Genomic DNA, 24,799 nt, shown 5'->3' with positions numbered 1-24,799 from the left:
ACCTGTTATACCGAGTAATTCAGTGAAACGAACATGTTTCGGACAAACGAGATCGCGGGCGTGAACCGGCCTTACCGCGCGCCTCACCCGCCGACCTGCGGCATTCGGGTTTCATTCCCACGACCGCAACGCCGTCGTACGAATCGGAGGACGCTCGTGAGCATTCGAACAGTGACCTGGTGTGTGGCGGCGGCCGCCGTCGGCCTGCTGGCGGCCGCGCCCGCCGCCCACGCCGACGAAGACCCCACGACGGTGCCGCCACGAACCGCCATCTCGCTGCGGATGCCGGGCGGATTCGCCTGGGGCACAGCCAACGAGCACGAATCGCGGTCGGCGCTGTCGATGTCCAAGCTCTACATCGTCGACTACGCGCTGCGCCACGGCGACGGCTCGCCGGAGGACCGCGCGCTGTCGGAACGGATGATCCGCGACTCCGACGACGGCGCCGCCACCCAGCTGGCCGGCAAATACCCGCAAGCGATCGAAGCGACCGCGAGTGAGTACGGACTGCGCGAGACCCACGGCACCGCCGACTGGGGCCGGTCGAGCACCAGCACCGCCGACATCACCGACTTCCTGGCCGCCAAGCAGCGCACCGATGCCGGTTCGCCGATCTTCGAGTGGATGGCGGGTGCGAGCAATACCGCTGCCGACGGCACTCCCCAGAACTGGGGCACCGCCCAGCTTCCCGGCGTGCAGGGCAGCAAGTGGGGGTGGTCCGATCTGGGTGCTCCCGAGGTGGCGTCCGCGTCCTTCGGACCCAGCTTCTCGGTCGCCGCGCACACCTACGGCACCCCGGCGGACCAGTCCGCGGATGTGCTCGACGCCCTGCCCGCGCTGATCCTGCGCCTGGCCGGCGCGTACTGATCCAGCCCGGCACCGGACCCGCGTCAGAACGGGGCTTGCTGCCACCAGTTCTCGCGGGTCTCCTCGAAGGAATGACCCGGCCACGACACCTCGACCACCGAGTTCGCGCTGAACACATTGCCGCGCTCCCTGGCCGCGAGGGTGAACGGTGCGGCGGGGTCGCGGGGGCGGTAGGCGGCGAGGCTGGTGTGGTGCAGCTCCCGTGTGGCGTCCTCGGTGGTGTGCCGCAGGAGATAGGCATCGGCATCGGCGGCGTTCGGGTACTCGGTGTACCAGGCGATGAGCCCGTCGATGTCGGTGCAGGTGATCTGCCGCACCGGTGCCGGATCACCCGGCAGCACGACCAGCGACGGGGTCGCCGAACAAGTCGCCTCGCGCCAGCCGCGCCCGGTCGGCCCCGACGGGATCAAGTCGGTGAAGCCCGAGGCGACCGGCGCGTGCGCACCCCAGGTGGGCGGCGGCGGAACTCGATTCGGGCGCACGAACTTCCAGTAGATCGCACCGACTCCGATAGCGCCGACCCCGGCGACCATCGCCAGCACGAGCAGGCTCACCGCCAGTACCCGCCACCGCGACGACACCGCCCGCTGAGGTTGTCGCGCAGCGGAGTACGACGGCGAACTCACGAGGGTCGGGCTCAGCGAACCCTCGTCGGCATTCGGCGGCCGGTACTCACGACCGAAAGGCGCTCCGGGCGAAACGCTCGCCGCACGGGGGCCTTCTCCGGTACGGGGCTGCGATGCGGGGCCCGCGACGGCCAACGCCGCTGTCGCCGCACGCGCGAATTCCTCGCAGCTGTCGAATCTTTCGGAAGGTTCCTTCGCCATCGCCCTGGCGATGACCGCGTCGATTCCGGGCGGCAGGCCGCCGACCACCGCGGACGCGCGAGGCACCGGCTTGGTCAGGTGGGCGGCGACCACCGCGCCGGGATTGTCAGCGGGAAAGGGACTTTCGCCGGTGAGCAGGGTGAACAGGGTGCAGCCCAGCGAGTACTGGTCGGAGCGGTGATCGACCGGGGCACCCGAGAGTTGTTCGGGGGACGCGTAGGCCAGGGTGGCGAGGAATGCTCCGGTGCGGGTGAGCTGGCGGGCGTCGCCGCGCAGTCGCGCGATGCCGAAGTCGGTGAGCAGGACACGGTCGCCGGAGCGCGTGGGGGCCAGCAAGATGTTGGCGGGCTTCACATCTCGGTGCAGTACGCCGCGATCATGGGCGTAGTCCAGCGCTTCGGCGGTTTGTGTGATGATGCCGATCGCCCGAACCGGATCCAGTGGCTCACCACGGAACACCGAGGCATCGCGACCGTCGACGTACTGCATGGAAATCCACATCAGCCCGTCTTCGACCCCACGATCGAGCACCGACACGATGCCGGGGTGGTCGAGATGCGCGGAGACATCGGCCTCGCGCTCGAACCGGCCGCGAACCTCGTGGTCGGAATACAGTTCGCGATTCAGCAGTTTCAGCGCGACCCGCCGGGGTAGCCGAGGGTGCGCCGCCAGATACACGGTGCCCATCCCACCCCGGCCGAGCAGCCGATCGATGCGATACTCCGCGAACACCGTGCCCGCCTCGAACTCCACCCCGTGCATTCGTTGCGAGCCTTTCGATCCGGTACCGCGCCGATCGCCGGACCGTTCCCGGCACCGGCGCGCAGCGTTCGTCAGTCTATTCGCGCCCGGCCGGAGCGCACCCCCGGCCCGGGGTGCGTAGTGCTCAGGACAGGCGTTCGGCGGCGGCGGCGATGCGCTCGTCGGTGGCGGTCAGCGCGATGCGCACATGTTCGGGCGAACGAGGGCCGTAGAAATCGCCGGGGGCGGCGAGGATTCCGCGTTCGGCGAGCCAGTCGAGGGTGATGCGGCACGGTTCGCCGCGGGTGGCCCACAGGTACAGACCAGCTTCGGAGAAATCGATGCGGAAACCCGCCTGCTGCAAGGCGTTTCGCAGGATCTCACGGCGGGCACGGTAACGCTCGCGCTGCTCGGCCTCGTGCACGTCGTCGCTGAGCGCGGCGGTCATCGCGGCCTGGATCGGGAACGGCATGATCATGCCGGAGTGTTTGCGCACCTCGAGCAGTTCGGCCACCAGTTCCGGGTCACCGGCGATGAAACCGGCGCGGTAGCTGGCCAGGTTCGAGGTCTTCGACAGGGAGTGGATGGCCAGCAGGTCGGTGTGGTCACCGTCGCAGACGCGCGGGTCGAGGATCGAGACGGCCTCGCCCTCCCAGGTCAGGCCCAGGTAGCACTCGTCGGAGGCGACGACCGCGCCGCGCTCGCGAGCGAACGCGACCACCTTGCGCAGGTGCTCGACGGGCAGCACCTTGCCGGTGGGGTTCGAGGGCGAGTTCACGAAGATCAGCGCCGGATTCTGCGGGCCGATCTGGGTGAGACCGTCTGCGCGCCAAGGCTTCGCGCCCGCCAGCAACGCGCCGACCTCGTAGGTCGGGTAGGCGATCTCGGGGATCACCACCAGGTCGTCGGCACCGATACCGAGCAGCCGCGGCAGCCCGGCGATCAGCTCTTTCGTGCCGAGCACCGGCAGCACCGCCGCCGGATCGACACCGGTGACGCCGAACCTGCGCGCCAACGCCGCGACGACGGCGGAGCGCAGCTCAGGGGTGCCGTGCGTGGTCGGGTATCCGGGAACAGCCGCGACCGAACCCAAGGCCGCCTGGATCAGCGGGTCGACCGGGTCCACCGGCGTGCCGACGGAAAGGTCGACGAGTCCACCCGGATGGGTGGCCGCCTTCTGTTTGACCGCGGCGATGGTGTCCCAGGGGAAATCAGGCAGCAGGCTGCTCACACGCCCCCGGGTTGGCACCCCTGCGCTCACTCTTCGGCCATCGGGGGCAGCGCCTTGATGAAGGCGGGGTCGAAGTCGACCACACCGACCTTGGTCGCGCCGCCGGGGGATCCCAGTTCGTTGAAGAAGTCGACGTTGGCGTTGATGTAACCGCTCCACTGATCCGGAGTGTCGTCCTCGTAGAAGATCGCCTCCACGGGGCAGACCGGCTCACACGCACCACAGTCCACGCACTCGTCGGGTTGGATGTAGAGCATGCGACCGCCCTCGTAGATGCAATCCACGGGGCATTCCTCGATGCACGCCTTGTCCTTCACGTCAACGCACGGTTCAGCGATGATGTACGGCACTGCCGTTCTCCTAGTCTGTCCTCACCTGCGGTGGTACTCCGCCCACGCAACCCTAGCGTGATCCTGGGCCCAGGCCCAGGTCAGCCTGCCCTAACTACCGCCGGTCATGACGTTGCCGCCGCTGCCGACCCTGCCGGGTCGCCCGCTCCACCGACCATCGGCGGCGGGGACCGCGTTGCGCCCTTTACCTGCGCAACATCGAGGCTTAGATTTGTTCTCGGAAATCGTTGCACACAGCGGATCCCCTCGCGTCACGGAGACCGCGCGACGAAGGGAACCGTTATGAGTACAGCGCAAGAGCGTGCGGCCGCGCTGGACCTGGTAGCCCGGCTGAAGTCGTCCTATCCCGAGCTTCCGAACGCGCCGACCCCGGATCTGCTCGATCACGACCGCCTATGGGCGTATTTGAAAACCGATCACGATGTGGGCGGTGAGCCCGACGCCCCGATCGCCTACGAGAACAAGCAGTACGAGCTGTGGGAGCACAACACCTATGTGATCTGCGAGGTGCTCGCCTGGCGTGGGATCTGGCTCTCCGAGGAACGGCGCCGGATCGGCAATGTCGATCTCGGGCGCGCGATGTACCTGGGACTTCCGTACTACGGCAGATGGCTGCTCGCCGTCGCGCGTGTCCTGGCCGAGAAACATCACATCGGCCTGACCGAACTGAGCGAACGAATGGTCGAGGTCGAGGCGCGCTACGAGGGCGGTCTGGCCGGCAAGACCCTGGCCGCCGAGCCGAAGTTCGAAGGCGACGGCTCGCGGGTCGCGCGCAATCGTCATCACCTCGAGGCGGTCGGCAAGGGCGATCCGCAGGTATTCGCCGGTAAGGCAGGCGAGGCGCGGTTCGAGGTCGGCGATCCCGTGCGGGTCAGGGAACTGCCCGCGCTGTTCTACACCCGCACCCCGGAGTACGTGCGTGGCGCGGTCGGGCGGATCGCCGCGCTCGCCTACGAGAGCCCCGCACCGGAGGACGAGACGTGGGACCGGCCGGGCGCGTTGCCCGAGTGGTTCTACGTTGTCGAGTTCGACCTCGCGACGCTGTGGCACGGCTACACCGGCACCAGCACCGACCTCTTGCGCACGGAGATCCCCGAACGCTGGCTCGAGCCCATCACCTAGACCGATCATCCTGCCCAGAAAGGGATCCCATGACCGGGCACGACCACGATCACGAACGCACGGTGGCACCGATGGTCGACGAGATCACCGATTTCGAAGTGCTGGAGATCGCGTTGCGCGAGCTGTGTATCGAGAAGGGCATCTTCACCGCCGCCGAACACCGGCGGTTCACCGAATTCGCCGAACAGATCGGCCCGACGCCCGCTGTCCACCTCGTGGCACGAGCCTGGCTCGATCCCGACTTCAAGACACTCGCGCTCGCCGAACCGATGACCGCGAGCAAAGAGGTCGGGGTGGATTGGCTGGAGCCCACCGGTTTCGGCACACCGAGCGACTTCACCGCCTTCTCCATCCTCGAAGACACCCCGACGCTGCACAACGTGATCGTGTGCGCGTTGTGTTCGTGCTACCCGCGACCGATTCTCGGCAACTCCCCCGAGTGGTATCGCACCCCGAATTACCGGCGGCGGATGGTGCGCTGGCCACGCCAGGTGCTCTCCGAATTCGGGCTCGACCTGCCCGCGAATATGGCTGTGCGCGTGCAGGACTCGAACCAGAAGCACCGATTCATGGTGATGCCGCTGCGTCCGGCGGGCACCGACGGCTGGAACGAGGATCAGCTCGCGGAGATCATCACCCGCGACTGTTTGATCGGCGTCGCGCTGCCCACCCCGGGCGTGACCACGAATGTGGTCACCCACACCCGGCCTGCCATCCACCCGGCTACCTAGGAGCGCTGTGGGCACACCCGAGATCGCCGCGCTGCGGGCCATCGTCGACCGCGACCAGGTGTGGCCGAGGATGGCCGCCGCGTACGGCGTGAGCAATCCCGTGCCACCGTGGAAGACCAGCCTGGACGGCCTCTGCGACGCGCTCGATCACGCGCGCTGCGCGGCGCCGATCCCGGATTTCCAGAACCGGCGCGACGACGAGGATGCGCTGTCGGCGACCGTCTACGCCGACCTGCCCTACCCCGAGAACCAGCTCGTCGCCCTGGCGCATTCCCTCGTGACGCGCGGCGTCATCGACGAGAGAGAACTCCAGGAGCGGCTCACCAGCGTTCGGGCCCGGCTGGAATCCTGAACTCAGCCGATCGAGAGCGGCAGCGGCGCCGGTTTGGATTCCACCCGACCGTAGATCGTGGTGCGTTCGCGCACCGGGCGAGCGATCCCCGCCGCGATCTCGGTGAGCTCGGCGACGGTCTTGGCCGAACCGTGCTGGGAGCCCGCCATCCGGGAGATGGTCTCCTCCATCAGCGTGCCGCCGAGGTCGTTGGCGCCGCCGGTGAGCATGGCCTGGGTGCCCAGGGTGCCCAGTTTCACCCAGCTGGTCTGGATGTTGTGGATGCGCCCGTGCAGCATGATGCGGGCCAGGGCGTGGACCGCGCGATTGTCGCGGTTGGTCGGTCCGGGTCGCGCCGCGCCCGCGAGGTACAGCGGCGCGCTCTGGTGGACGAACGGCAGCGGAACGAACTCGGTGAAGCCGCCCGTCTCGTCCTGGATGCCGCGCAGCACACGCAGGTGACCCACCCAGTGCTTCGGGTTGTCCACATGGCCGTACATCATCGTCGAGCTCGACGGGATGCCCAGCTTGTGGGCGGTGGTAATGACCTCGATCCAGGCGGAAGTGGGGAGTTTGCCCTTGGTGAGGACCCAGCGGACCTCGTCGTCGAGGATTTCGGCGGCCGTTCCGGGGATCGAGCCCAATCCGGCCTCCTTCAGCGCCGAAAGCCAGTCGTGGATGCTCTGGCCGCCGCGTGACGCACCGTTGACGATCTCCATCGGGCTGAACGCGTGGACGTGCATCGACGGGACGCGGGCCTTGATGGCGCGGACCAGATCGGCGTAGCCGGTGACGGGGAGTTCGGGGTCGATGCCGCCCTGCATGCAGATCTCGGTGGCACCGTCGACGTGGGCTTCCCACGCGCGATCGGCGACCTCGTCGGTGCTGAGGGTGAAGGCGTCGGCGTCGCCCTTACGCTGGGCGAAGGCGCAGAAGCGGCAGCCGGTGTAGCAGATATTGGTGAAGTTGATATTGCGGTTCACCACATAGGTGACCTCGTCACCGGACACCTCGCGCCGCAGCGAATCAGCGAGTGCGGCAACAGCTTCCATATTGGCGCCGTCGGCGGTGGCCAGGGCCAGGTACTGGTCGTCGGTGAGTCCCGCCGGGTCCTTCTCGGCGGCGCGCAGGGCGTCGAGTACCTCGGAATCGAGGCGCTCGGGTGCGACGACGGCCAGGTCGCGGGCGTGTTCGCGGATCGTCTCCCAGTCGCCGAACGCGCCGACGACCTCCTGGCCGAGCCCGGAATCGCTGCGGCTGTCGGTGTTTCGGCCCTCGGTGTCGATGGCGGTGTTCAGGTCGACGCGGCCGACCGAATCCCACGACTCGTCCGGCTCCTGCCAGGGCAGGCCGACCGGCATGGCATCGGGCCTGGCCAGCCCGGTCGCGGGATCGGTGAGCGCGTCGACGTGCGCGCCGATGCGCGGATCGATCCAAGGGTGTCCCGCGCGAACGTATTTCGGGTGCGCGGAGGTGCGTTCGACGAGGGTGAACCCGGCCGCTTCGGTGATCTCACGCAGGGTATCCAGGTTCGGCCACGGCCGTTCGGGGTTCACGTGGTCGACCGTCACCGGCGACACCCCGCCCCAGTCGTCGATGCCCGCGTCGATCAGCGCCCGGCAATCACTGTGCGACACCAGGTTCGGGGGTGCCTGCACCGGAACATCGGGTCCGAGCAGCAATCTCGTCACCGCGACAGTCGCCAGGAACTCCGCTACGCCCGCGTCGGGCACATCGCGCATGGCGGTGTCGTCCTTGGCCCGGAAGTTCTGCACGATCACTTCCTGGATGTGCCCGAATTCCCGGTGCTGCTTACGAATCGCCATGATCGACTCGGCGCGCTCGGTGAGATTCTCGCCGATGCCGACCAGGATGCCGGTGGTGTAGGGCACCGAGAGCCTGCCCGCGTCGGTGATCGAACGCAGCCGGACCGCGGGATCCTTGTCGGGGCTGCCGTAATGGCACTCGCCCTTGTCGGTGAACAGCCTGGTGGCCGTGGTTTCGAGCATCATGCCCATGGACTGGGCGACGGGCTTGAGGCGGGAGATCTCGTTCCAGCTCATCACGCCGGGGTTCAGGTGCGGCAGCAGGCCCGTCTCCTCGAGTACGAGGATGGAAACGGCGCGCAGATAGTCGAGGGTGGAGTCGTAGCCGCGTTCGTCGAGCCACTGCGCGGCCTCCGGCCAGCGGTCCTCCGGCCGGTCACCCAGGGTGAACAGCGCTTCCTTGCATCCGAGGGCGGCACCCTGGCGGGCGATTTCCAGCACCTCGTCGGGTTCGAGGAACATGCCCTTGCCCTCGGCACGCAGCTTGCCCGGCACGGTGACGAACGTGCAGTAGTGACACTTGTCCCGGCACAGTTTGGTGAGCGGGATGAACACATTGCGCGAGTAGCTGATCGTGCGTGGGCGCCCCGCCGATTCCAGACCCGCATCCCGGACTCTGGCGGCGCTGGCACACAGATCGATGAGGTCGTCGCCGGTGGCGTGCAGCAGGACGGTGGCCTCGTCGACGTTCAACGTGACGCCGTCGCGGGCTCGGCGCAGGGCCCGGCGCATCGCGGCGGGACTCGGCGGCGGCATCGGAACGCTCGGCTTCGGAAGGTCGGTCACCCCGTCGATCATGCGCTACTTCTTCCCCGGACGTGTGGTCGGCTGGTCACGGGCCCTCGGCGGGCGCGGTGCGGTCGTCCTTGTCGACGACAACCTCCCCCCCGACCGCGCATATTCCCGACGGGGTGAACTCGTCGCACGCACATGGAACCATGGGCAGCATGTCGTTGCCACGCTCTACCATCCTGGCCGAACCGGCCTGGCGTCCGAGTTCCAAGGCCAAGCTGCTGTGGGCGTTGGAGAACGCGATCGGGGTGGTCGTGTTGTTCGTGGCGCTCGCGGTGTGGGCGGTGCTCGATGAGGACCGTCGTGGGTGGCAGGTGCTCACCGGGCTGGTGCTCGTGGCGCTCGCGGTGCTCGCTGTCGTGGTGATCCCGGTGTGGCGGTACGCGGTGCATCGGTGGGAGGTCACCGATGATGCCGTGTACACGCGGGTGGGGTGGCTGGACCAGGAGTCGCGGGTCGCGCCGATCTCGCGGGTGCAGACCGTGGACACCGAGCGTGGGCCGCTGGAACGGATCCTGGGACTGGCGACGGTCACCGTCACCACCGCGTCGTCGGCGGGGGCGGTGAAGATCAGTGCGCTCGACCTGCCGATCGCCGAGGAGGCAGTGCTGCGGTTGACCGCCGTCGCCGCCCAGCACCGCGGAGACGCGACATGACCGCGCCCGCGCGCACCGAGACCGACTGGCAGCGCCTGGATCCGCGCATGCTACTGGTGTATCCGGTCAACGAGATCATGAAATACATTCCGGTGCTGCTCGGTTCGATCATCGTCGGCACGACCAGTGGCAATCCGCTGTGGAGTTTGATCCCGGTGACGCTCGTCGCGGCGTTCGGCGTCGCGCGGTGGTTCACCACCTCGTATCGGATCGATGCCGATCACGTGCAGTTACGCAGCGGGATCGTGCAGCGCCGGACGTTATCGGTGCCGCGCCCACGGATTCGATCGGTGGACGTGGAAGCCGATCTGCTGCACCGGATGCTCGGCTTGGCGGTGCTGGCCATCGGAACCGGGAAGCAGACCGACAAGGGTGAGGAATTCAAGCTCGACGCGCTCGACACGAGCCAGATCCCGGCATTGCGTGCCGAATTGCTCGCGCACACCGGTCACCACGCACCCGCGCACCTCGACAACGCGGGGGTGCCCCATGTTTCGCAACCCGATGCCCACGCGGATTCCGGGGTGGAGATCGGGCACTGGCGGGCGGCGTGGGTGCGGTACGCGCCGTTGTCGCTGACCGGGCTGGCCGTCGTCGCGCCGATCGCGGGGCTCGGCGCGCAGTACGGGCTCATCGACGTGCTGTCGAGAAGTGCCCTCGTGCAACATCTCGACGACGACACCGCGATGATCGTCGTCATCGTCATCACCGGGTTGACCGTGTTGTCGCTGGTGCTGGTGAGTCTGGCCGCGTGCGCCCAGTACCTCGCCACCTGGTTCGGCCTGCGTGTGCTCGACAACGGCGCCACCCTGCACCTGCGCCACGGCCTGTTCACCACCCGTCAGATCACCCTGGACCTGGCGCGGTTCCGCGGCGCCACCCTCAACGAACCACTCCTGCTGCGCGCCGCCAAAGCCGCCCAGCTCGAAATGATCATGACCGGCGAGAACCCACGCCAGAAGATCCTCCCCCAGGCGCCACGGACCGCCGTCGAACGCACCCTCGACGAACTGCTCCGCACCCGCCGACGCCCGCACTCCGACGCATCGACCGCCCCCGTCCCTGACTCGACCTGGGCCCGGCACGACGAACCGACCGTCCCCGTACCGGACTCAGCCTGGGCCCGGCGCGACGAATCGAGCTCGGCGTCCGCCTTCACCGAAACCGGCGACACCGAGCGCCCGGTCGCGACCTCCCTCACCAAAGGCGAGTCGACCGCGGTGCTCGCGGATCCGATTGCGCCGCAACCGATCACCGGTTCCGCACTCGGCACCGTCGACCTGCACAGACACGGACCCGCCGCACGCCGTCGCCGCTACACCCGGGCCGCGTGGCCCGTCGGTGGCGTTGTCGTCGCGATGCTCGCCATCGTGCTCACGGGCGGTCACCTACCGCCGTGGACCTGGGCGCTCCCGGTGGCCCTCGCCCTCGTGATGGCTGTCCTCGCCGAAGACCGCTACCGGGGCCTTGGCCACCGCGTACTCCCCGGCACCACGGGCCCGACCTGGCTGATCACCCGCCGCGGCAGCCTCGATCGCAATCGCGACTGCCTCGAAGCACCGGGCATCATCGGATGGACTGTGCGACAGACCTTCTGGCAGCGCCGAGCCGGACTCGCCACCGTCGTCGCGGCCACCGCGGCAGGCAAGAAGGCCTACCTGGTGGTCGACATCCCGATCGATCAGGCCGCCGCCCTGATCGAAGCAGTGACCCCGGGCCGGCTCGGCGAACGCTGAAATGGCCGGGAGCCCTTGGACTCCCGGCCATTCCGCGTCGTCAGCTTAGGCGTTCACGGGCTCCTTCGCCAGATCAACTTCGCCCACAACGGTTTTCGCGTCACGCATCAGCACCACCGCCAACACCGCGGCGGCCAGCGCGCACAGCGCACCCACCCCGAACGTCACCTGCATTCCGGTGCAGAACGCGTCCCGCGCCAGCCCGATGACCGTCGCATCGCCGGTGCCGAGCGCCCCCGTGATGGACTCCCGCGCCGCCGACGGCGCCGAATCCGGCATCGCCCCCGCGAAGGTGCCCGCCAGGATCGCGCCGAGAACGGCTACGCCAAGTGCCGCGCCCGCCTGCTGAATGGTGTCGTTGAGCGCGGAGCCGACGCCCGCGTGCTCGCCTGGAACAGCACTCATCAGCGCCCCGATCGCGGCGGGCATCGCCAGACCGGCACCGGCCCCGAGCAGCGCCATCGCGACGGCGGGCAGGGTGAACCCGGCGCCCGCGTCGAGAGTGGCCAGTACCGCGAAGCCGGCGGCGATCACGATCAGACCCGCGATGGTGACGATGCGGGGCCCGAGTTTGCCGACGAGCACCGCGCCGATGCCATTGGCGATCAGCAGCGTGACGGCCATCGGGGTGAAGGCCAGCGCGGTGCGGATCGGCGAGTATTCGAGGACGAACTGCAGATACTGGGTGAGCACGAGGACCAGACCACCGTTGGCGAAGGTGACCAGGACCAGGGAGAAGCTGGAGCCGGTGAAGGTGCGGTTGCGGAACAACTGCAGCGGCACCATCGGCGAGTCGGTGCGCAGTTCACGAATCACGAAGGCGGACAACGCGATCACCGTCACGGCGAAACCACCCAGCACACTGGCGTCGGTCCAGCCCGCGTGTGGGACCGAGATGATGGTCCACACCAGCGCGGTCATACCGATGATCGAGGTGAGCATGCCGGGGAAGTCGGGCTTGCGCCACGGGCCCTTGGATTCGGGCATCAGCACCAGCGCCGCCACGATGGCGACAGCCGCGATCGGCACATTCATCACGAACACCGCGCCCCACCAGAAGTGGTCGAGCAGTACGCCACCGACCACCGGGCCGCCGACCATGCCGACGGTCGCCACCGCGCTCCACGCGCCGATCGCCTTGGGCCGTTCGTCGTCGTCGAAGACGGTGATCAGGATCGACAGGGTGCTCGGCATGATCAGCACCCCACCGATGCCCATCAGCACGCGCCCGGCGATGAGCATTTCCGCGCTGCCCGCGTAGGCGGCGAGCAGCGACGCGGCGCCGAAGACGACCAGGCCGATCACCATCACCAGCCTGCGGCCGAACCGGTCCGACAGGCTGCCCGAGGTGAGCAGCAAGCCGGCGAAGACCAGCAGGTAGGCGTCGATGATCCATTGGATGTCCTGCGCGCCCGCACCCAGATCGGTGGCGATCTGCGGGATGGCCACGGTGAGGACCATGTTGTCCACCACCAGCACCAGCGAACTCAGGCACAGCACGATCAGAATCAGCCACCGGCGTGGGTTGCGGACCGTCTGATCCGCCGGAGTCGTTGCGAGCATCTTGCTCCCCTTTCGAGCGCTCTCCGCACGTCGTGCGGGCATGTCGAACACTGTACGGTTGCCGCACACTGTTCGCAATAGTTTCGACGTTCGTCCTCCGTACAGTGTTCGCCCGGAGCTATGCTGTGCTGGTCGGCGAAGTCGTAGAACACGAGGAGGCAGCGGGATGGCGAGCACCGGCTCGACGGAGATCACCTCGGTGTGGACCAAACCCGCGCGCGAACGGCGCGACCAGCCCACACTGAGCCGCGACCAGATCGTCGCCGAGGCCATCGCCCTGCTCGACGACGAAGGCTTCGACGCGTTGAGCATGCGCAAGCTCGGCGCACGCCTCGGCGCGGGCGCGACCTCGCTGTACACCCATGTGGCGAACAAGGACGAACTGCTCGAACTCGTCGTAGACCAGGTCATCGGCGAGACGCCGACGCCGGCGCCCGATCCCGCACGCTGGCGCGCGGTGATGCACGAACAGGCCGATGGGCTGCGCGCGACGATCCTGGCGCATCCGTGGATCACGGTGGTGCTGAGCAGCGCGGCACTGACCTACCTCGGGCCCAACATGATGCGGCTGACCGACTCGATGGTCGCCATCGTGGAAGCCGGGGGCTTCGACGACGAGGTGGTCGATATCGCGACCAACGCCGTATTCCAGTTCGTGGTCGGATCCTGCGGCAACGAGGCCGCGATGATGATGACGATCGCGCGCAGCGGCCTGTCGACGCAGCAATGGGTGGACCGGGTGATGGTGGCGAGCGAGGCCGCGTCGCAGCAGTATCCGCGCCTGCACCGGCGCTATGTCGCGCAGCGCCCGCAGGTCGTCGAGGAGGCCGCCAACGGGGTGCTCAGCCGATTCACCCAGGCCATCGACCTGATCCTGGACGGCGCGGAAACCCGCCACGCCCGATAGCACCGCAGGTGATGCCGACGCGGCGTAGCGTTCGATTCGATCGCCGTGCCGCTGACGCTAGGGGTGATTCGTGTGCAGTTCACCGAGGTTGTCGAGACCGCAGGCCAGGGGCTGGACGCGGCGGGTGTCGCGGCCATCGTCATCGGCGGGTCGGTCGGCACGATCCGGTTCCTGCGGCAGTTGTCCCGGAATCAGGAATTCGACCTCGCCTATCGCGCCTACCGGCGCGGGCTCGGCCGGGCGATCCTGCTCGGACTGGAATTCCTGGTCGCGGCCGACATCATCCGCACGGTCGCGATCTCACCGACTTTCACCAGCGTCGGCGTGCTCGCGCTGATCGTGCTGGTACGGACGTTCCTCAGCTACTCGCTCGAACTCGAATTGACCGGGCAGTGGCCGTGGCAGCGGACGAAATCTACCGACTGACGTTCGAGCGGTAGTACATGTACCCCGCGGGCGCGAGCACACCGCACGCGAACAGCAACAGGGTGCGGCCGTCGCTGCCGAGCATGATGTCACCGCCGGGCCCGCGTGAGGCGCACACCAGGAATCCGAAGACCCACACCACGATCGGGGCGAAGGTGAAGCCGATCCGGTCGGTCACCGATTCCATGCCGTAGACCAGGGCGATGTTGATCGGTGCGGCCAGCAGCGCCACCACCGGAAAGGCCAGTGAGCCGATGTACAAGGGCAGGAACAGCACTTCTATGGCCAGGGTGATCAGCGCGTCGGCGAACAGCAGCACGACGATGAGTCCCGAAAGCAACGGATCCGGCAGGCCGGGGATGCGTGCGGACCGCAGCACGGCGGTGGGCTGATCGGAATCGGTCACCATGGGCGTGAGTCTATTCGGCCGGACCGGACTGCTGTGCCGCGCGCGCCCCCGAGAACCGTCGGCCGGTCAGCGGCGCGGGCACGCGCCACTCAATCGAGACCGGCGAAAAGGTCGTGCTCGAACCCGTCGGCACCCACCTGGCCACGCGTGCCGCGCACCAGCGTGAAGTGTTCCTCCGGCAGCACCGGCAACGCGATGTTGTTCGACAGCGCGAATTCCCGGCCACTCGGCGCGACGGTGACCTGTGTGGCGTGCGCACGCATGGCGGCGCGCTTGGCCGAGACCACATCGGAGACATCGACCACGGTGGTCACCCCGCTCGTGGACATGGCGGCCAGTTCGGCCTCGATCGGCAACCGCCAGCCCGCGGGCAGCGCGCCCGGCAGTTCGTCGACAGTGCGGCGAGCCAGCGCGGCGGTGTGCTGGCGCAGCAGATCACCATCGGTGACGGTCCAGTAGAACTTCGGCACATCCCAGCCCTGTTCCGCGGCTGCCGCGACGGCCGCGGTGGTGATCTCGTGCGCGCGAATGTGATCGGGATGGCCGTATCCGCCGCGCGGGTCGTAGGTGACGACCACCCGGGGGCGCAGTTCGAGGATCACCGCGACGAGCTCGTCCACGGCCGCGTCACCGGAATTCACGAAGGCTCGTGGGTTCGCCGCCGACGGCGTGCCCGCCATGCCGGAATCGCGCCACCGACCTGGGCCACCGAGGAACCACGGCGCTGCCACGCCGAGTGCCGACAGCGCGGCGGTGAGCTCGCCGATGCGGTAGCCGCCGAGCTGGTCGGCCTCGGCGGCGATCAGGCGCGACCACCGTTCGCCGATGACCTCACCCTCCTCGCCGAGCGTGCAAGTCACCACGGTCACCGGGACACCACGTCGGCGATAGTGCGCGATCGTGCCACCCGTAGTGAGGGTTTCGTCATCGGGATGCGCATGGACGAGCAGCAGGCCGCCGGTCTCGGTCACGGGATCCTCCGCCACTGCGCCGTATCGCCGAAGATGCCGACCTGGATGGCACCCGAGAGCGACACACCGTCGACGCGCGGACCGGCCGCCGCGACAACGTTGTCCTGCACGATCGGCAACACGGTCGCCAGCTCCCACAGCCGCGGCTCCACCTCGGCAAGGATCCGCGGCACCTCGAACCCACGCAGCGCTTCATCGATCGACGGCTGGATGGTCGGGTCGCACACACCGCCGATGTTGCTCGGCGCCTGGCGATAAGCCTCGGCCGCGGCCAGTGCGGGACCTTCGGCACCGGCCGGTTCGACCGGCGGGCAGCCGTAGCGCGAGGCCAGCGCGGTGGCCGGGTCGCCGCCTGCCAGCTCCCAGCCGACGATGGCGTCGATCGAGGATTCGATGAGATCCTTGCCGTACAGCTCGTCGGCGGGCAGGCCGCGAACAGTGGCATCGATTCCGGCACTGCGCAATTGGTCGGCGGCCGTATTGGCGACGGCCAGCGACGACGCGTCCTCGGTGACGGCGCCGATCCGCACCGACAGCCCCTTACCGTTACGCGCCACCGAGCGCGGACGCGGCGCGGGCGAGGTGGGCGAACCGGTCTGCGGCGTCTCCGGTGCGCGGCCGTAACCGGCCTCGGCCAGCAGAGCGAACGCCTCGTCGGCCGTCATCCGCGGCGGCGCGGTAGGCACGTAATTGGGACTCGACGGCGAAAGCACTTGTGCGCGTGCGGGTTCCACCCAGCCGCCGGTCTGCGCGCCGACGGTCGCCAACAGGGCGGGGTCGAGCAGCGCGAGCACCGCCTTGCGGACCCGGACATCGGCGAGGTCGCCGGAGCGGCCGTTGAGCGCGAGCTGCAGTTCCCGGGCCTGCGGCATGATCGTGGTCCGCACCGACGGGATCGCGGCCAGTTGCGCCTGGGTCGCCACACCGCCGTGCACCAGCGCCATCTGCGCGTCGCCGGTGCGCAGCGATTCGGCCAGCTGCGAGGGCGTGCCGCCACGACGGAACTGGATCTGATCCGGCGAGGCGGGGGTGCCCCAGAAACGGTCGTTGCGTTCGAGCAGGATCTCGTCGCGTCCGCGATCGACCGATTTGATGGTGAAACTGCCGCCCGAGACCGGGATCTTGTCGACCAGGCCACTGGTGAACCCACCCGGGGAATCCTTCACCAGGTGCGAGGGCAGCAGGTTCGAGAACAGTTCACGCCAGGCGGGATAGGGCTGGGTCATGGTGACCGTGACCGTTTTCCCGCCACCCGAGGACGCCACATCCGAGATGAGCCGGTAGCCGGCCGGATCGACCACACCGGGCTGGCTGATCATCTGCTGCCAGAGGAACCGGAAGTCCTCGGCCGCGATCGGGGCGCCGTCGGACCAGTTGGCCTGATTACGCAGGGCGTAGGTGATGGTGAAGGGCTCCTGCGCCGTCACGTCGGCCGACACGATCAGCGAGGAATCGGGCACCCAGTCGACCAGACCGGGATGCACGGGACTCGGCGCGGCACGGAACGGGCTCGGCAGCACCATCGAACTCACCGCGCTGGTCACCGGCGACTGATCCGAGCGCAGATGCGGATTGAATCCGATCCCGATGTCGTCGATCGCGACGACCACGGTGTTCTTGCCCGGCTTGGCCTGGGTGGTCTTCGGCGAGTCGGACGACTCGATCGGTGGTGGCGGATTCGCCGTGCAACCGGCCACGACCGCCGTCGAGGCAATCATCGCCAGCACCATCGCGCGCCACCCTGCGCGCCGCCCCGAACTCACCTTGCGCACTCTACCCAACCCCTCGATCGACTGCCGGTCGGCCGTAACCGGCCAGCAAAAAGGCGTCGGCCGGGTCCGTTTCCGGTACCCGGCCGACGCCGTGAGAACTACTGCCGACTAGTTCGCGGCGGCCTTGTCACGGGCCTTGCGACGCGACAGGTCGCGGGCCCGCTCGTTGGCGCCGAGAACGAGCTTGCGCACCCGGACCACCTCGGGGGTGACCTCGACGCACTCGTCTTCGGTGCAGAACTCCATCGCGAGCTCGAGGTCGAGCTGCAACGGCTTGGCCATGGTCTCGAAGGTGTCCGCGTTGGCGCTGCGCATGTTGGTCAGCTTCTTCTCGCGGGTCACGTTGATATCGAGATCCTCGGCACGCGGGTTGATGCCGACGACCATGCCCTCGTAGGTGTCGGCACCCGGCTCCACGAAGAACTGACCACGGTCGGCCAGCTGGATCATCGCGAACGGGGTGACGGTGCCCGCGCGGTCGGACACCAGCGAACCGGTGTGGCGGGCGCGGATCTCACCGGCCCACGGTGCGTACCCGTGGGCGACGGCGTTGGCGATGCCGGTGCCGCGGGTCTCGGTGAGGAACACGGTGCGGAAGCCGATCAGGCCACGCGAGGGGACGATGAACTCCATGCGCACCCAGCCGGCGGCGTGGTTGCTCATCTGCACCATCTTGCCCTTGCGGGCGGCCAGCAGCTGCGTGATCGCGCCGAGGTACTCGTCGGGGCAGTCGATGGTCAGCTCTTCGAACGGCTCGTGGGTCTTGCCGTCGACCTGCTTGGTGACCACCTGCGGCTTGCCGACGGTGAGCTCGAAGCCCTCACGACGCATCTGCTCGACCAGGATGGCCAGCGCCAGCTCACCACGACCCTGCACCTCCCAGGCGTCGGGACGGCCGATGTCGAGCACGCGCAGCGACACGTTACCGATGAGCTCGGAATCCAGGCGCGACTTGAGCATGCGGGCGGTGAGCTTGTGGCCCTGCACCCGGCCGACCAGCGGCGAGGTGTTGGTGCCGATGACCACCGAGATGGCGGGCTCGTCGACGGTGATGCGCGGCAGCGCGACCGGGTTCTCCGGATCGGCGAGGGTGTCGCCGATCATGATGTCGGGGATACCGGCGATGGCGACGATGTCACCGGCCTCAGCGACCTCGCCGGGCTGACGCTCGACACCGATCGTCTGCAGCAGCTCGGTGATCTTGACCGTCTTGGCGCCGTCGGCGTTGATCCAGGTGACGTTCTGACCCTTGCGCAGCTCGCCCGCGTAGATGCGGACCAGGGCAAGACGGCCGAGGAACGCCGACGCGTCGAGGTTGGTGACGTGGGCCTGCAGCGGCGCGTCCTTGTTGCTCTTGGGTGCCGGGATGTAGTCCATCAGCACCTCGAACAGGGCGTCGAGGTTCTCGGCGTCGGGAGCGGAACCGTTTTCCGGCTCCACCTTCGACGCCTTGCCCTCACGGCCCGAGGCGTAGAGGACCGGCAGGTCCAGCGCCAGCTCGGCGGCTTCGGCGGCCTCGTCGTCGAGGTCGGAGGCCAGGTCGAGCAGCAAGTCGTGCGACTCGGAGACGACCTCGGCGATCCTGGCGTCGGGACGGTCGGTCTTGTTGACGACCAGGATGACCGGCAGCTTGGCCGCGAGGGCCTTACGCAGCACGAAGCGGGTCTGGGGCAGCGGGCCCTCGGACGCGTCGACGAGCAGCACGACACCGTCGACCATGGAAAGGCCGCGCTCGACCTCGCCACCGAAGTCGGCGTGGCCGGGGGTATCGATCACATTGATGACGGTGAGAGAACCATCGGGGTTATGGCGATGAACCGCGGTGTTCTTCGCGAGAATGGTGATGCCCTTCTCGCGCTCCAGATCACCGGAGTCCATGACTCGGTCGACCAGTTCGGCTCGCTCAGCGAACGCGCCCGACTGACGAAGCATGGCGTCCACCAGCGTCGTCTTGCCGTGGTCGACGTGGGCCACGATGGCGACGTTGCGAAAATCGCGTGAAGACGACACGCCTCAATCCTCCTGCTGTTGGTGTATTTGGCGCGCATTCATCTGGCATCGCGGCCTGTTACACCCTACCGGTACCTTCGGTGCGACCTCGTGTCAGGCTTTGTACTTAGGCTACGCTAACTCCCATGGGCAAGGTGAAGGCAAAGAAGGTCTCGAGCCTGAAGCCGAAGAAAAAGTGCTGCAGGAAGAAGACGCGCTGCTTCAAATGCCCCGTCGTCATCATGCGGATGAAGAAGGCCGAGGCAGCCGGAACGTGCGGTAAAGATCTCAAAAAGGCCTTGAAGCTGGCGCGCGCAAAGTGAGGGAGTGAGGCGTACAACCGAAGTATGGGTACTCCGTTGCTCTCCGCTCCCGAACTCACCATCGCGCTGGCCACTCTGCCGGAGTGGTCCCGCGACGGTGACGCGATCACCCGCACGGTGCAGGCACCGAGCTTCCTCGCCGGAATCGAGACGGTGCGCAAGGTCGCCACGGCGGCCGAGGCGGCCGATCATCATCCCGATATCGATATCCGATGGCGCACACTGCGTTTCACGCTGAGTACGCATTCGGCGGGTGGGCTGACCTCGCTCGATACGGCGATGGCGCACACCATCGACGGCATCCTCGGCTGAGCCTCAGCTCGCGGGCACCTCGGCCGTGCGACGGCCGGGGAGTTGCGCGCGCAGGGTGTCGCGGCCGTGCCAGATCAGCCAGCCGAGCAGGACGAACACGCCGATCACATCGACCGCGCCGAGCCAGGCCAGCGGCCAGGGGCGCGGGATGGTCCAGATCGTCGGCTGCGCGAACGAGAGCACCCACGGCACGCCGACCAGCATCGTCAGCACCCAGAACCCGGCGATGATCCGCGCGACCCGCTCGGCCCGCAGCGGCCCGTAGAGCAGCCACAGCGCGGTCGGGATCAGCCATACCCAGTGGTGCGACCAGGAGATCGGCGAGATCATCAGCCCGAACAGCTGCACCAGCACCAGGGTGCCGAGCCGGTCGTCGGAGTCGAGGGTGCGCCACGCGCAGAACGCCAGCACGGCCGTGACCGCTACCGCGGCGAGCCACCACGGCCCCGACTGCACGTCGTGCCCGAGGATGCGGCTCAGCGCACCGCGCAGTGACTGGTTCCACACCGAGCCCACCGGGCCGATCCGGTCGGCGTCGCCGAGCAGGGTGCCGAAGTAGCGCTTCGCCTCGTGGGCATTGATGAGAAAGCTCACAGCGACGGTCAGCCCGAAGGCCGCCGCCGACCACAGCACCGTCGCCCAGCGCCGCCGCGCCACGAAATACAGGCCGGTGATGGCCGGGGTCAGCTTGATGCCCGCGATCACGCCGACGAGGGTGCCCGAGATCCACCAGCGCGCACTGCGCACCGCCAGCATCGCGCCGAGCACCAGGAACACATTGACCTGGCCGTAGTCGATCGTGGTTCGCACCGGCTCCAGCCACACCCCGAGCGCCGTCCAGCCGACGGCCGCGGTGATCCACGGCGTCCGCTTGGCCGTCTCCGCACCGAGGAGCAGTTCGAAGCTGATCCGGATCACGCCGTAGAGCGCGGCGACCGTGGCCAGCATCCAGCCGACCGCCACGAGGGTGAAGGGCAGATAGTGCAGTGGGAAGAACACCAGCGCGGCGAACGGCGGATAGGTGAACGGCAGCGGGAAGTCCGGCGTCACCTCCGAGTAGGTGAAGTCGTAGAGCCGATCGGTGAGCAGGGCGGCCGAGCCGTCCACATAGACGTGCAGATCTACGACATTGAGCCCGTTCGGGGCGAAGAGCATCCAGGCCAGCCGGGCGAGCACGGACAGTCCGAGCAGCGCGAGAGCCCATCGGAGGTGTCGGTTCAAGGCCAGGCTTTCGGTCGGATGGGGGCGTCGTTCGCCGTTTCGCGGGTGCCCCGCTACCTTAACCGGGTGCCGACAAGCCCCAGCGGGCACCGGTCGCAGCGACACCATGGGTAACATTTGCATCAACATCCCCAGGTGTAACACCATGCGGGACTAGCGTCGATGAACATGGTTTCGGCCGGTACGCCACGAAGGGCCCGGCGGCTGTACAACACGGCAGCCTTGTCCTTAGAGTGACCCCCGACATGTTGGGCTCGACAACCCTCGCCCATCGCACCATCGAGGTAAGGACGGCTAGACAAGTGCTTCGTAGCCGAGGATCGCGGATCGTAACGACCGCTCTCGCCATCGCTGCCGGTGCCATGCTGGCCGCGCCGGCATCGACCATTGCCGCACCCGCGCCCGCCCCACAGGCGGCGCCGATCAGTGTCCCGATGGTGCCCGAAGGCGTCCCGGTCGACGCGCTAGCCGCCTTCGCTCCCGCGGTGGCAGGCCTGGTCGCGGGCCCTGCCGACATCGCCAGCCCGCAGACCGCCCTGCTCGATCAGGCGCGCGCGCTGCTGGCCACGCTGAACCTGCCGCCCGCCATCAAGGCCACCCTCGAGCGGATCATCACCTTCCTCGACGGCAGCGGCGGCGGCGGTCCCGAGCTCCCGCAGGACGGCCCGGTCATCGCGCAGTTCCTGTACCCGACGATCGGCAGGGGCTGCATCGGCGACGGCGCCGATTCGGTCGGCACCGCGCTCGCGGTCGCCGGTCCAGCGCAGCTGCCCCCGCCCGGCCCCGCCGCCGGACAGGCCGGTTTCGTGTTCACCGCGCTCGGCACCAAGGCGCCGACCGCCGAGCAGAACCCGCCGATGACGGTGCAGTGGCTCAACCTCGACACCCGTCAGTCCGCGACCCAGACGCTGACCGACGAGGCCAAGATCAACCCCGGCGGTCCGGCCACCCTGTCGGCCGTCGCGAACACCGGCCACGGCCGCGTCGTCGCGGTGATCTCGGGTTCGCTCACCACCGCCGCCGAAGGCGCCGCACCGCGTACCTGCACGTTCTTGCCGACACTCGGATTCTTCACGGTCTGAGTACAAGCGCACACCGAGCCCGATTCGTTCCTCGAGAACGGATCGGGCTCAGTTGTTTTCGGCTGTTCCCGCGGGCATCGCGATGTGGTAAACCGAGACGATGGCGACCACGCATGGTTCTTCCCGGAACGTTCGGTCGATTCGGAGCAGCCGGTCGATCCTGTCCTATCGGTCCGAGGGGTCGATCCTGTCGATCGGATCGGCCTATTCGGTGCTGTCGATCGGCAGTGTCGGGTCGGTGCTGTCCATCGGCTCGATCGGGTCGTTCGGGTCGGCGATCTCATCGCTGTCGTTCGCCAGTATCGGGTCGGCGCTATCCGGTCTGTCGCGGTGGTCGCTGATGTCGTGGCGCGGGGTGCTCGCCGAACCGGAGATGCGGTCGGCGCTGCGCGTGATGCCCGACGACGAGCCCGATATTCGCTGCGGAGCGACCTGCCACTGCCAGACCTAGGTCACCACTGGCCGTAGTCCGACGCGAGGACCCGGTTCAGGTCGACGCCGACGCCGTCGATCGCGCGCTTGTCGATCTCGAATTGGTGCAGGTGCGCGGAGCCGTGCACGAAACCTCGCTCGGTGCCCCAATTGTGTTGCCAGAACCAGGAACCGAGGCCCGCGTCGAGGGCGCGGTCGATAGTCGGCGCGTTGGCGTAGATGCCGACGAGTTCGGGTCCGAGCACCGACTGCCAGCCCTCGATATAGGGCGCGATCATCTCGTCGAACTCCTCGACCGAGGGGTTGTCGTCGATGGAGGCGTAGATCGGCGCGGTGTCGGGTCCACCCGCGGCGACATGGATCGCCCAGCCGCGCTCGGCGTGTTCCTTGCCCGCTTCGAGGCCCCCGCGCCAGTCGGCTGTCGGGCCCTTGCCGAACTGGTAGTTCGACACGATCGACAGTCCGTTGGCCCACAGGTCTTCGACCTCGGCGGCGAGCAGCGGTTTACCCTCCATCCACTCCGCGCCGGGCCTGCGCTCGGAGACGTAGCGGATGACGCCGATGTGCCCTTCGGCGGCGATCGACGCGGCGGAGGGAACCCCGGCGGCGTAGTCGACCATGGTGCCGAAGGATTGGGCGCGGGCGGGCGCGGCGGCGAGGCCGACCCCGATCGTGGCCGCGGCGGCGGCGAAGCCGAAGAACTTCCGCCTGGTCACCGGAACAGAAAGCATCGCAGGACTCCTTCGCGCAACCCGACCTTCAACCGGTAAGCGAACCCGGCGCGCCTTCCCCGAAAATCGCGCGCCGGGAGTCTGGAACGTGCGATTCATTGCACCACAACCCCAGGGGAACCGCCAGAACCAACGGCAACATTCGCCCCACGAGTCACACGAGTCAGGTCGCGCCGTCGATCGCCGCGCCCACATCGATGGTGCGACCGGTCGGATCGGCCAGCTCGGTGCTGACCACCGCGACGACCTGCGCGACGACCTGCCGCTTGATCCCGGCCAGCCGGGCCAGCGTAGCCGCGCGCAGGCCCTTCGCGCTGAATTCCATCGAGATGTCCTCGATCGCGGGGGGCGGCACCTCGATCACGATCTGCAACGGCTCGGCGGCTCTGGCCGTGAGGACCAGCGGAATCTCCAGGTCGGCGCGGTAGTGGTTGGCTTTGAGCACGTCGACGGTGATGTCGAGCCCGACCGGCAGTGTCATGTCGAAGATCCGCAGGTCGCCCGGCTCGCCGAGGCCACGATCGATCACGCGCGGCTGCTCGATCGCGCCGCGTACGGTCACCGTGGCCGCACCGCGCGGACCCTCGGCCAGCGGGCCGACCTCGATCTCGCTGCCCGCCAGCTGGCCGACCACGCCGTGCACGCGGTCCCTGGTGACGATGGTGGTGAAGAATCGCAGACCGAATTCGCGGTAGTCGATCCAGTCGAAGACAGTGTCGTTGCGATGCGGTGAGCGGTAGCCGTCCAGGATCGCCTCGATATCGAAGACCCGCTCCGAGCGGACCTTCGGATCGCCGACGATGGCGTTGACCCGATTGGCGACCTCGCGCTGCACCAGGCCCGCGATCGGGTCGAGCAGCATCTCCCACGCACCGTCGATGGCCTCGGCACGCAACGTGAAGCTGACATCCTTGGCGGTCACCGGTGCGACATCGATCACGACCAGCAGCGGGGCGGCGGTGCGCGCGTGCAGCGTGAGCCCGATCTCCACCACGGCGGCCAGGCGCAGTTTGCGGCCACCGAGAACCAGGTTCACGGCCAGGGTCAGCGGGATCCGCACGCCGAAGCTCAGCGCGTCGCCGGGCGTACGGGTGACCACGGGGGTGCCGAGCGTGCCCTCGGCGACGAAACCGGCCAGTCCGGCGGGGCCGAGGGAGAACGGCCCGATCTTCACGCCACGGCCGGTCATCCCCGACACCGCGGCGGTGATGCGCTCCTCGGTCACCGCGTAGGTGACGAACCGTTCGCCGAAATCGGCGTACTCGATCCACATCGGGTCACGACGTGGCTTCTCGCCCACCTTCACACGCACATCGAACACGGTACGTGACGACCGCGAACCCCCTGCTGGTGGCACAACTCCCCCGTCCTGCCGATGAGGGGGAAGCAGGACGGAGGAGCCGGCAACGGCGCTGCCGGGCGCCGCGAGATCCATGGTACGGGTATCGGCG

General features: G+C 68.2%; 24 protein-coding genes. 12 read left to right on the top strand and 12 right to left on the bottom strand.

The features are described from left to right. Positions 1–156: 156 nt before the first annotated feature. Complete coding sequence (locus ACFWPK_RS14170) at positions 157–867, top strand: hypothetical protein (protein ID WP_378915425.1); 711 nt, start codon at positions 157–159, stop codon at positions 865–867. Between the two features lie 23 nt (positions 868–890). Here ACFWPK_RS14170 and ACFWPK_RS14165 read toward each other — a convergent pair whose 3' ends face one another. The 3 genes from ACFWPK_RS14165 to fdxA form a co-directional block, all read right to left on the bottom strand. Beyond that, a complete protein-coding gene (locus ACFWPK_RS14165) occupies positions 891–2,456 on the bottom strand; it encodes a serine/threonine-protein kinase (protein ID WP_378915423.1) in 1,566 nt (521 codons plus the stop codon). A gap of 124 nt (positions 2,457–2,580) precedes the next feature. Continuing rightward, positions 2,581–3,666, bottom strand: coding sequence for a succinyldiaminopimelate transaminase (gene dapC, locus ACFWPK_RS14160; RefSeq protein ID WP_378915421.1), 1,086 nt, complete (start codon positions 3,664–3,666; stop codon positions 2,581–2,583). 26 nt (positions 3,667–3,692) lie between these two features. Further along, positions 3,693–4,016: a ferredoxin gene (gene fdxA, locus ACFWPK_RS14155; protein WP_056813450.1), complete on the bottom strand. Its 324-nt coding sequence runs from the start codon at positions 4,014–4,016 to the stop codon at positions 3,693–3,695. Positions 4,017–4,298: 282 nt separating this feature from the next. On the opposite strand from fdxA, the gene ACFWPK_RS14150 reads away from it, so the two are divergent. The 3 genes from ACFWPK_RS14150 to ACFWPK_RS14140 are packed head-to-tail and all read left to right on the top strand — an operon-like array spanning position 4,299 to position 6,221. Further along, positions 4,299–5,138, top strand: coding sequence for an SH3-like domain-containing protein (locus ACFWPK_RS14150; RefSeq protein ID WP_378915419.1), 840 nt, complete (start codon positions 4,299–4,301; stop codon positions 5,136–5,138). 29 nt (positions 5,139–5,167) lie between these two features. Further along, the gene (scnC, locus tag ACFWPK_RS14145) at positions 5,168–5,869 is read left to right on the top strand and encodes a thiocyanate hydrolase subunit gamma (RefSeq protein WP_378915417.1); all 702 of its coding nucleotides are present in this window, start codon (positions 5,168–5,170) and stop codon (positions 5,867–5,869) included. A 7-nt stretch (positions 5,870–5,876) separates the two neighbouring features. Then, positions 5,877–6,221, top strand: coding sequence for a thiocyanate hydrolase (locus ACFWPK_RS14140; RefSeq protein WP_378915415.1), 345 nt, complete (start codon positions 5,877–5,879; stop codon positions 6,219–6,221). 2 nt (positions 6,222–6,223) lie between these two features. Here ACFWPK_RS14140 and ACFWPK_RS14135 read toward each other — a convergent pair whose 3' ends face one another. Further along, positions 6,224–8,824 carry a bifunctional FO biosynthesis protein CofGH gene (locus ACFWPK_RS14135; RefSeq protein ID WP_378915413.1) on the bottom strand — a complete coding sequence of 867 codons (2,601 nt, stop codon included), beginning with the start codon at positions 8,822–8,824 and terminating at the stop codon, positions 6,224–6,226. A gap of 149 nt (positions 8,825–8,973) precedes the next feature. Between ACFWPK_RS14135 and ACFWPK_RS14130 the strand changes: the two genes are divergently transcribed. After that, on the top strand, positions 8,974–9,474 hold the full coding sequence (locus ACFWPK_RS14130) for a PH domain-containing protein (protein ID WP_378915411.1): 501 nt from the start codon (positions 8,974–8,976) through the stop codon (positions 9,472–9,474). Next, on the top strand, positions 9,471–11,210 hold the full coding sequence (locus tag ACFWPK_RS14125; protein ID WP_378915409.1) for a PH domain-containing protein: 1,740 nt from the start codon (positions 9,471–9,473) through the stop codon (positions 11,208–11,210). The genes ACFWPK_RS14130 and ACFWPK_RS14125 overlap by 4 nt, the downstream gene beginning before the upstream one ends. 45 nt (positions 11,211–11,255) lie before the next feature. Here ACFWPK_RS14125 and ACFWPK_RS14120 read toward each other — a convergent pair whose 3' ends face one another. Continuing rightward, complete coding sequence (locus ACFWPK_RS14120; RefSeq protein WP_378915407.1) at positions 11,256–12,773, bottom strand: MFS transporter; 1,518 nt, start codon at positions 12,771–12,773, stop codon at positions 11,256–11,258. A gap of 166 nt (positions 12,774–12,939) precedes the next feature. On the opposite strand from ACFWPK_RS14120, the gene ACFWPK_RS14115 reads away from it, so the two are divergent. Both ACFWPK_RS14115 and ACFWPK_RS14110 read left to right on the top strand, forming a co-directional pair. Then, positions 12,940–13,680: a TetR/AcrR family transcriptional regulator gene (locus tag ACFWPK_RS14115; RefSeq protein WP_378915405.1), complete on the top strand. Its 741-nt coding sequence runs from the start codon at positions 12,940–12,942 to the stop codon at positions 13,678–13,680. 72 nt (positions 13,681–13,752) lie between these two features. Continuing rightward, positions 13,753–14,106, top strand: coding sequence for a DUF1622 domain-containing protein (locus ACFWPK_RS14110; RefSeq protein ID WP_378915403.1), 354 nt, complete (start codon positions 13,753–13,755; stop codon positions 14,104–14,106). Here ACFWPK_RS14110 and ACFWPK_RS14105 read toward each other — a convergent pair. The 4 genes from ACFWPK_RS14105 to typA all read right to left on the bottom strand — a co-directional run bounded on the left by ACFWPK_RS14105 (position 14,096) and on the right by typA (position 19,268). Further along, positions 14,096–14,515 carry a hypothetical protein gene (locus ACFWPK_RS14105; protein ID WP_378915401.1) on the bottom strand — a complete coding sequence of 140 codons (420 nt, stop codon included), beginning with the start codon at positions 14,513–14,515 and terminating at the stop codon, positions 14,096–14,098. The genes ACFWPK_RS14110 and ACFWPK_RS14105 overlap by 11 nt on opposite strands. Positions 14,516–14,604: 89 nt before the next feature. Next, positions 14,605–15,486 (bottom strand): N-acetyl-1-D-myo-inositol-2-amino-2-deoxy-alpha-D-glucopyranoside deacetylase, encoded by an 882-nt coding sequence (gene mshB, locus ACFWPK_RS14100; RefSeq protein ID WP_378915399.1) that lies wholly within the window; start codon positions 15,484–15,486, stop codon positions 14,605–14,607. Continuing rightward, a complete protein-coding gene (locus ACFWPK_RS14095) occupies positions 15,483–17,216 on the bottom strand; it encodes an ABC transporter family substrate-binding protein (RefSeq protein WP_378915649.1) in 1,734 nt (577 codons plus the stop codon). Before ACFWPK_RS14095 ends, mshB begins: the two co-directional genes overlap by 4 nt. 150 nt (positions 17,217–17,366) lie before the next feature. Further along, complete coding sequence (gene typA / locus ACFWPK_RS14090; RefSeq protein WP_358064503.1) at positions 17,367–19,268, bottom strand: translational GTPase TypA; 1,902 nt, start codon at positions 19,266–19,268, stop codon at positions 17,367–17,369. Positions 19,269–19,393: 125 nt separating this feature from the next. On the opposite strand from typA, the gene ACFWPK_RS14085 reads away from it, so the two are divergent. Then, complete coding sequence (locus ACFWPK_RS14085; protein ID WP_194826542.1) at positions 19,394–19,570, top strand: hypothetical protein; 177 nt, start codon at positions 19,394–19,396, stop codon at positions 19,568–19,570. A 24-nt stretch (positions 19,571–19,594) separates the two neighbouring features. Then, positions 19,595–19,882, top strand: a complete 288-nt coding sequence (locus ACFWPK_RS14080) for a 4a-hydroxytetrahydrobiopterin dehydratase (RefSeq protein WP_378915397.1) — start codon at positions 19,595–19,597, stop codon at positions 19,880–19,882. A 3-nt stretch (positions 19,883–19,885) separates the two neighbouring features. On the opposite strand, the gene ACFWPK_RS14075 is transcribed toward ACFWPK_RS14080, so the two are convergent. Then, complete coding sequence (locus tag ACFWPK_RS14075; RefSeq protein WP_378915396.1) at positions 19,886–21,211, bottom strand: mannosyltransferase; 1,326 nt, start codon at positions 21,209–21,211, stop codon at positions 19,886–19,888. A 194-nt stretch (positions 21,212–21,405) separates the two neighbouring features. Here ACFWPK_RS14075 and ACFWPK_RS14070 point away from each other — a divergent pair, with 194 nt between their 5' ends. Both ACFWPK_RS14070 and ACFWPK_RS14065 read left to right on the top strand, forming a co-directional pair. Beyond that, entirely contained in the window at positions 21,406–22,185 is a 780-nt protein-coding gene (locus ACFWPK_RS14070) for a hypothetical protein (RefSeq protein ID WP_378915393.1), read from the top strand. A 100-nt stretch (positions 22,186–22,285) separates the two neighbouring features. Then, positions 22,286–22,636, top strand: coding sequence for a hypothetical protein (locus ACFWPK_RS14065; protein ID WP_378915391.1), 351 nt, complete (start codon positions 22,286–22,288; stop codon positions 22,634–22,636). A gap of 1 nt (position 22,637) precedes the next feature. On the opposite strand, the gene ACFWPK_RS14060 is transcribed toward ACFWPK_RS14065, so the two are convergent. Beyond that, positions 22,638–23,348, bottom strand: a complete 711-nt coding sequence (locus ACFWPK_RS14060; protein ID WP_378915389.1) for a DUF1906 domain-containing protein — start codon at positions 23,346–23,348, stop codon at positions 22,638–22,640. A 163-nt stretch (positions 23,349–23,511) separates the two neighbouring features. Continuing rightward, positions 23,512–24,660: a hypothetical protein gene (locus ACFWPK_RS14055; RefSeq protein ID WP_378915388.1), complete on the bottom strand. Its 1,149-nt coding sequence runs from the start codon at positions 24,658–24,660 to the stop codon at positions 23,512–23,514. Positions 24,661–24,799 lie beyond the last annotated feature (139 nt).

The organism is Nocardia sp. NPDC058519 (assembly GCF_042719755.1).
In the GTDB taxonomy this organism is placed as follows: domain Bacteria; phylum Actinomycetota; class Actinomycetes; order Mycobacteriales; family Mycobacteriaceae; genus Nocardia.
Note: the sequence above shows the minus strand (reverse complement) of the source record. Positions and strands in the feature narration are given on the sequence as shown.

Coding starts and splice junctions, on each gene's coding strand:
- ACFWPK_RS14080 (WP_378915397.1), top strand. CDS start 19,595: ATGGGTACTCCGTTGCTCTCCGCTCCCGAACTCACCATCGCGCTGGCC.
- ACFWPK_RS14065 (WP_378915391.1), top strand. CDS start 22,286: ATGGCGACCACGCATGGTTCTTCCCGGAACGTTCGGTCGATTCGGAGC.
- ACFWPK_RS14150 (WP_378915419.1), top strand. CDS start 4,299: ATGAGTACAGCGCAAGAGCGTGCGGCCGCGCTGGACCTGGTAGCCCGG.
- scnC (WP_378915417.1), top strand. CDS start 5,168: ATGACCGGGCACGACCACGATCACGAACGCACGGTGGCACCGATGGTC.
- ACFWPK_RS14115 (WP_378915405.1), top strand. CDS start 12,940: ATGGCGAGCACCGGCTCGACGGAGATCACCTCGGTGTGGACCAAACCC.
- ACFWPK_RS14130 (WP_378915411.1), top strand. CDS start 8,974: ATGTCGTTGCCACGCTCTACCATCCTGGCCGAACCGGCCTGGCGTCCG.
- ACFWPK_RS14075 (WP_378915396.1), bottom strand. CDS start 21,211: ATGGTGTCGCTGCGACCGGTGCCCGCTGGGGCTTGTCGGCACCCGGTT.
- ACFWPK_RS14060 (WP_378915389.1), bottom strand. CDS start 23,348: ATGCTTTCTGTTCCGGTGACCAGGCGGAAGTTCTTCGGCTTCGCCGCC.
- ACFWPK_RS14135 (WP_378915413.1), bottom strand. CDS start 8,824: ATGATCGACGGGGTGACCGACCTTCCGAAGCCGAGCGTTCCGATGCCG.
- ACFWPK_RS14165 (WP_378915423.1), bottom strand. CDS start 2,456: ATGCACGGGGTGGAGTTCGAGGCGGGCACGGTGTTCGCGGAGTATCGC.
- ACFWPK_RS14085 (WP_194826542.1), top strand. CDS start 19,394: ATGGGCAAGGTGAAGGCAAAGAAGGTCTCGAGCCTGAAGCCGAAGAAA.
- ACFWPK_RS14125 (WP_378915409.1), top strand. CDS start 9,471: ATGACCGCGCCCGCGCGCACCGAGACCGACTGGCAGCGCCTGGATCCG.
- ACFWPK_RS14105 (WP_378915401.1), bottom strand. CDS start 14,515: ATGGTGACCGATTCCGATCAGCCCACCGCCGTGCTGCGGTCCGCACGC.
- ACFWPK_RS14095 (WP_378915649.1), bottom strand. CDS start 17,216: ATGGTGCTGGCGATGATTGCCTCGACGGCGGTCGTGGCCGGTTGCACG.
- ACFWPK_RS14120 (WP_378915407.1), bottom strand. CDS start 12,773: ATGCTCGCAACGACTCCGGCGGATCAGACGGTCCGCAACCCACGCCGG.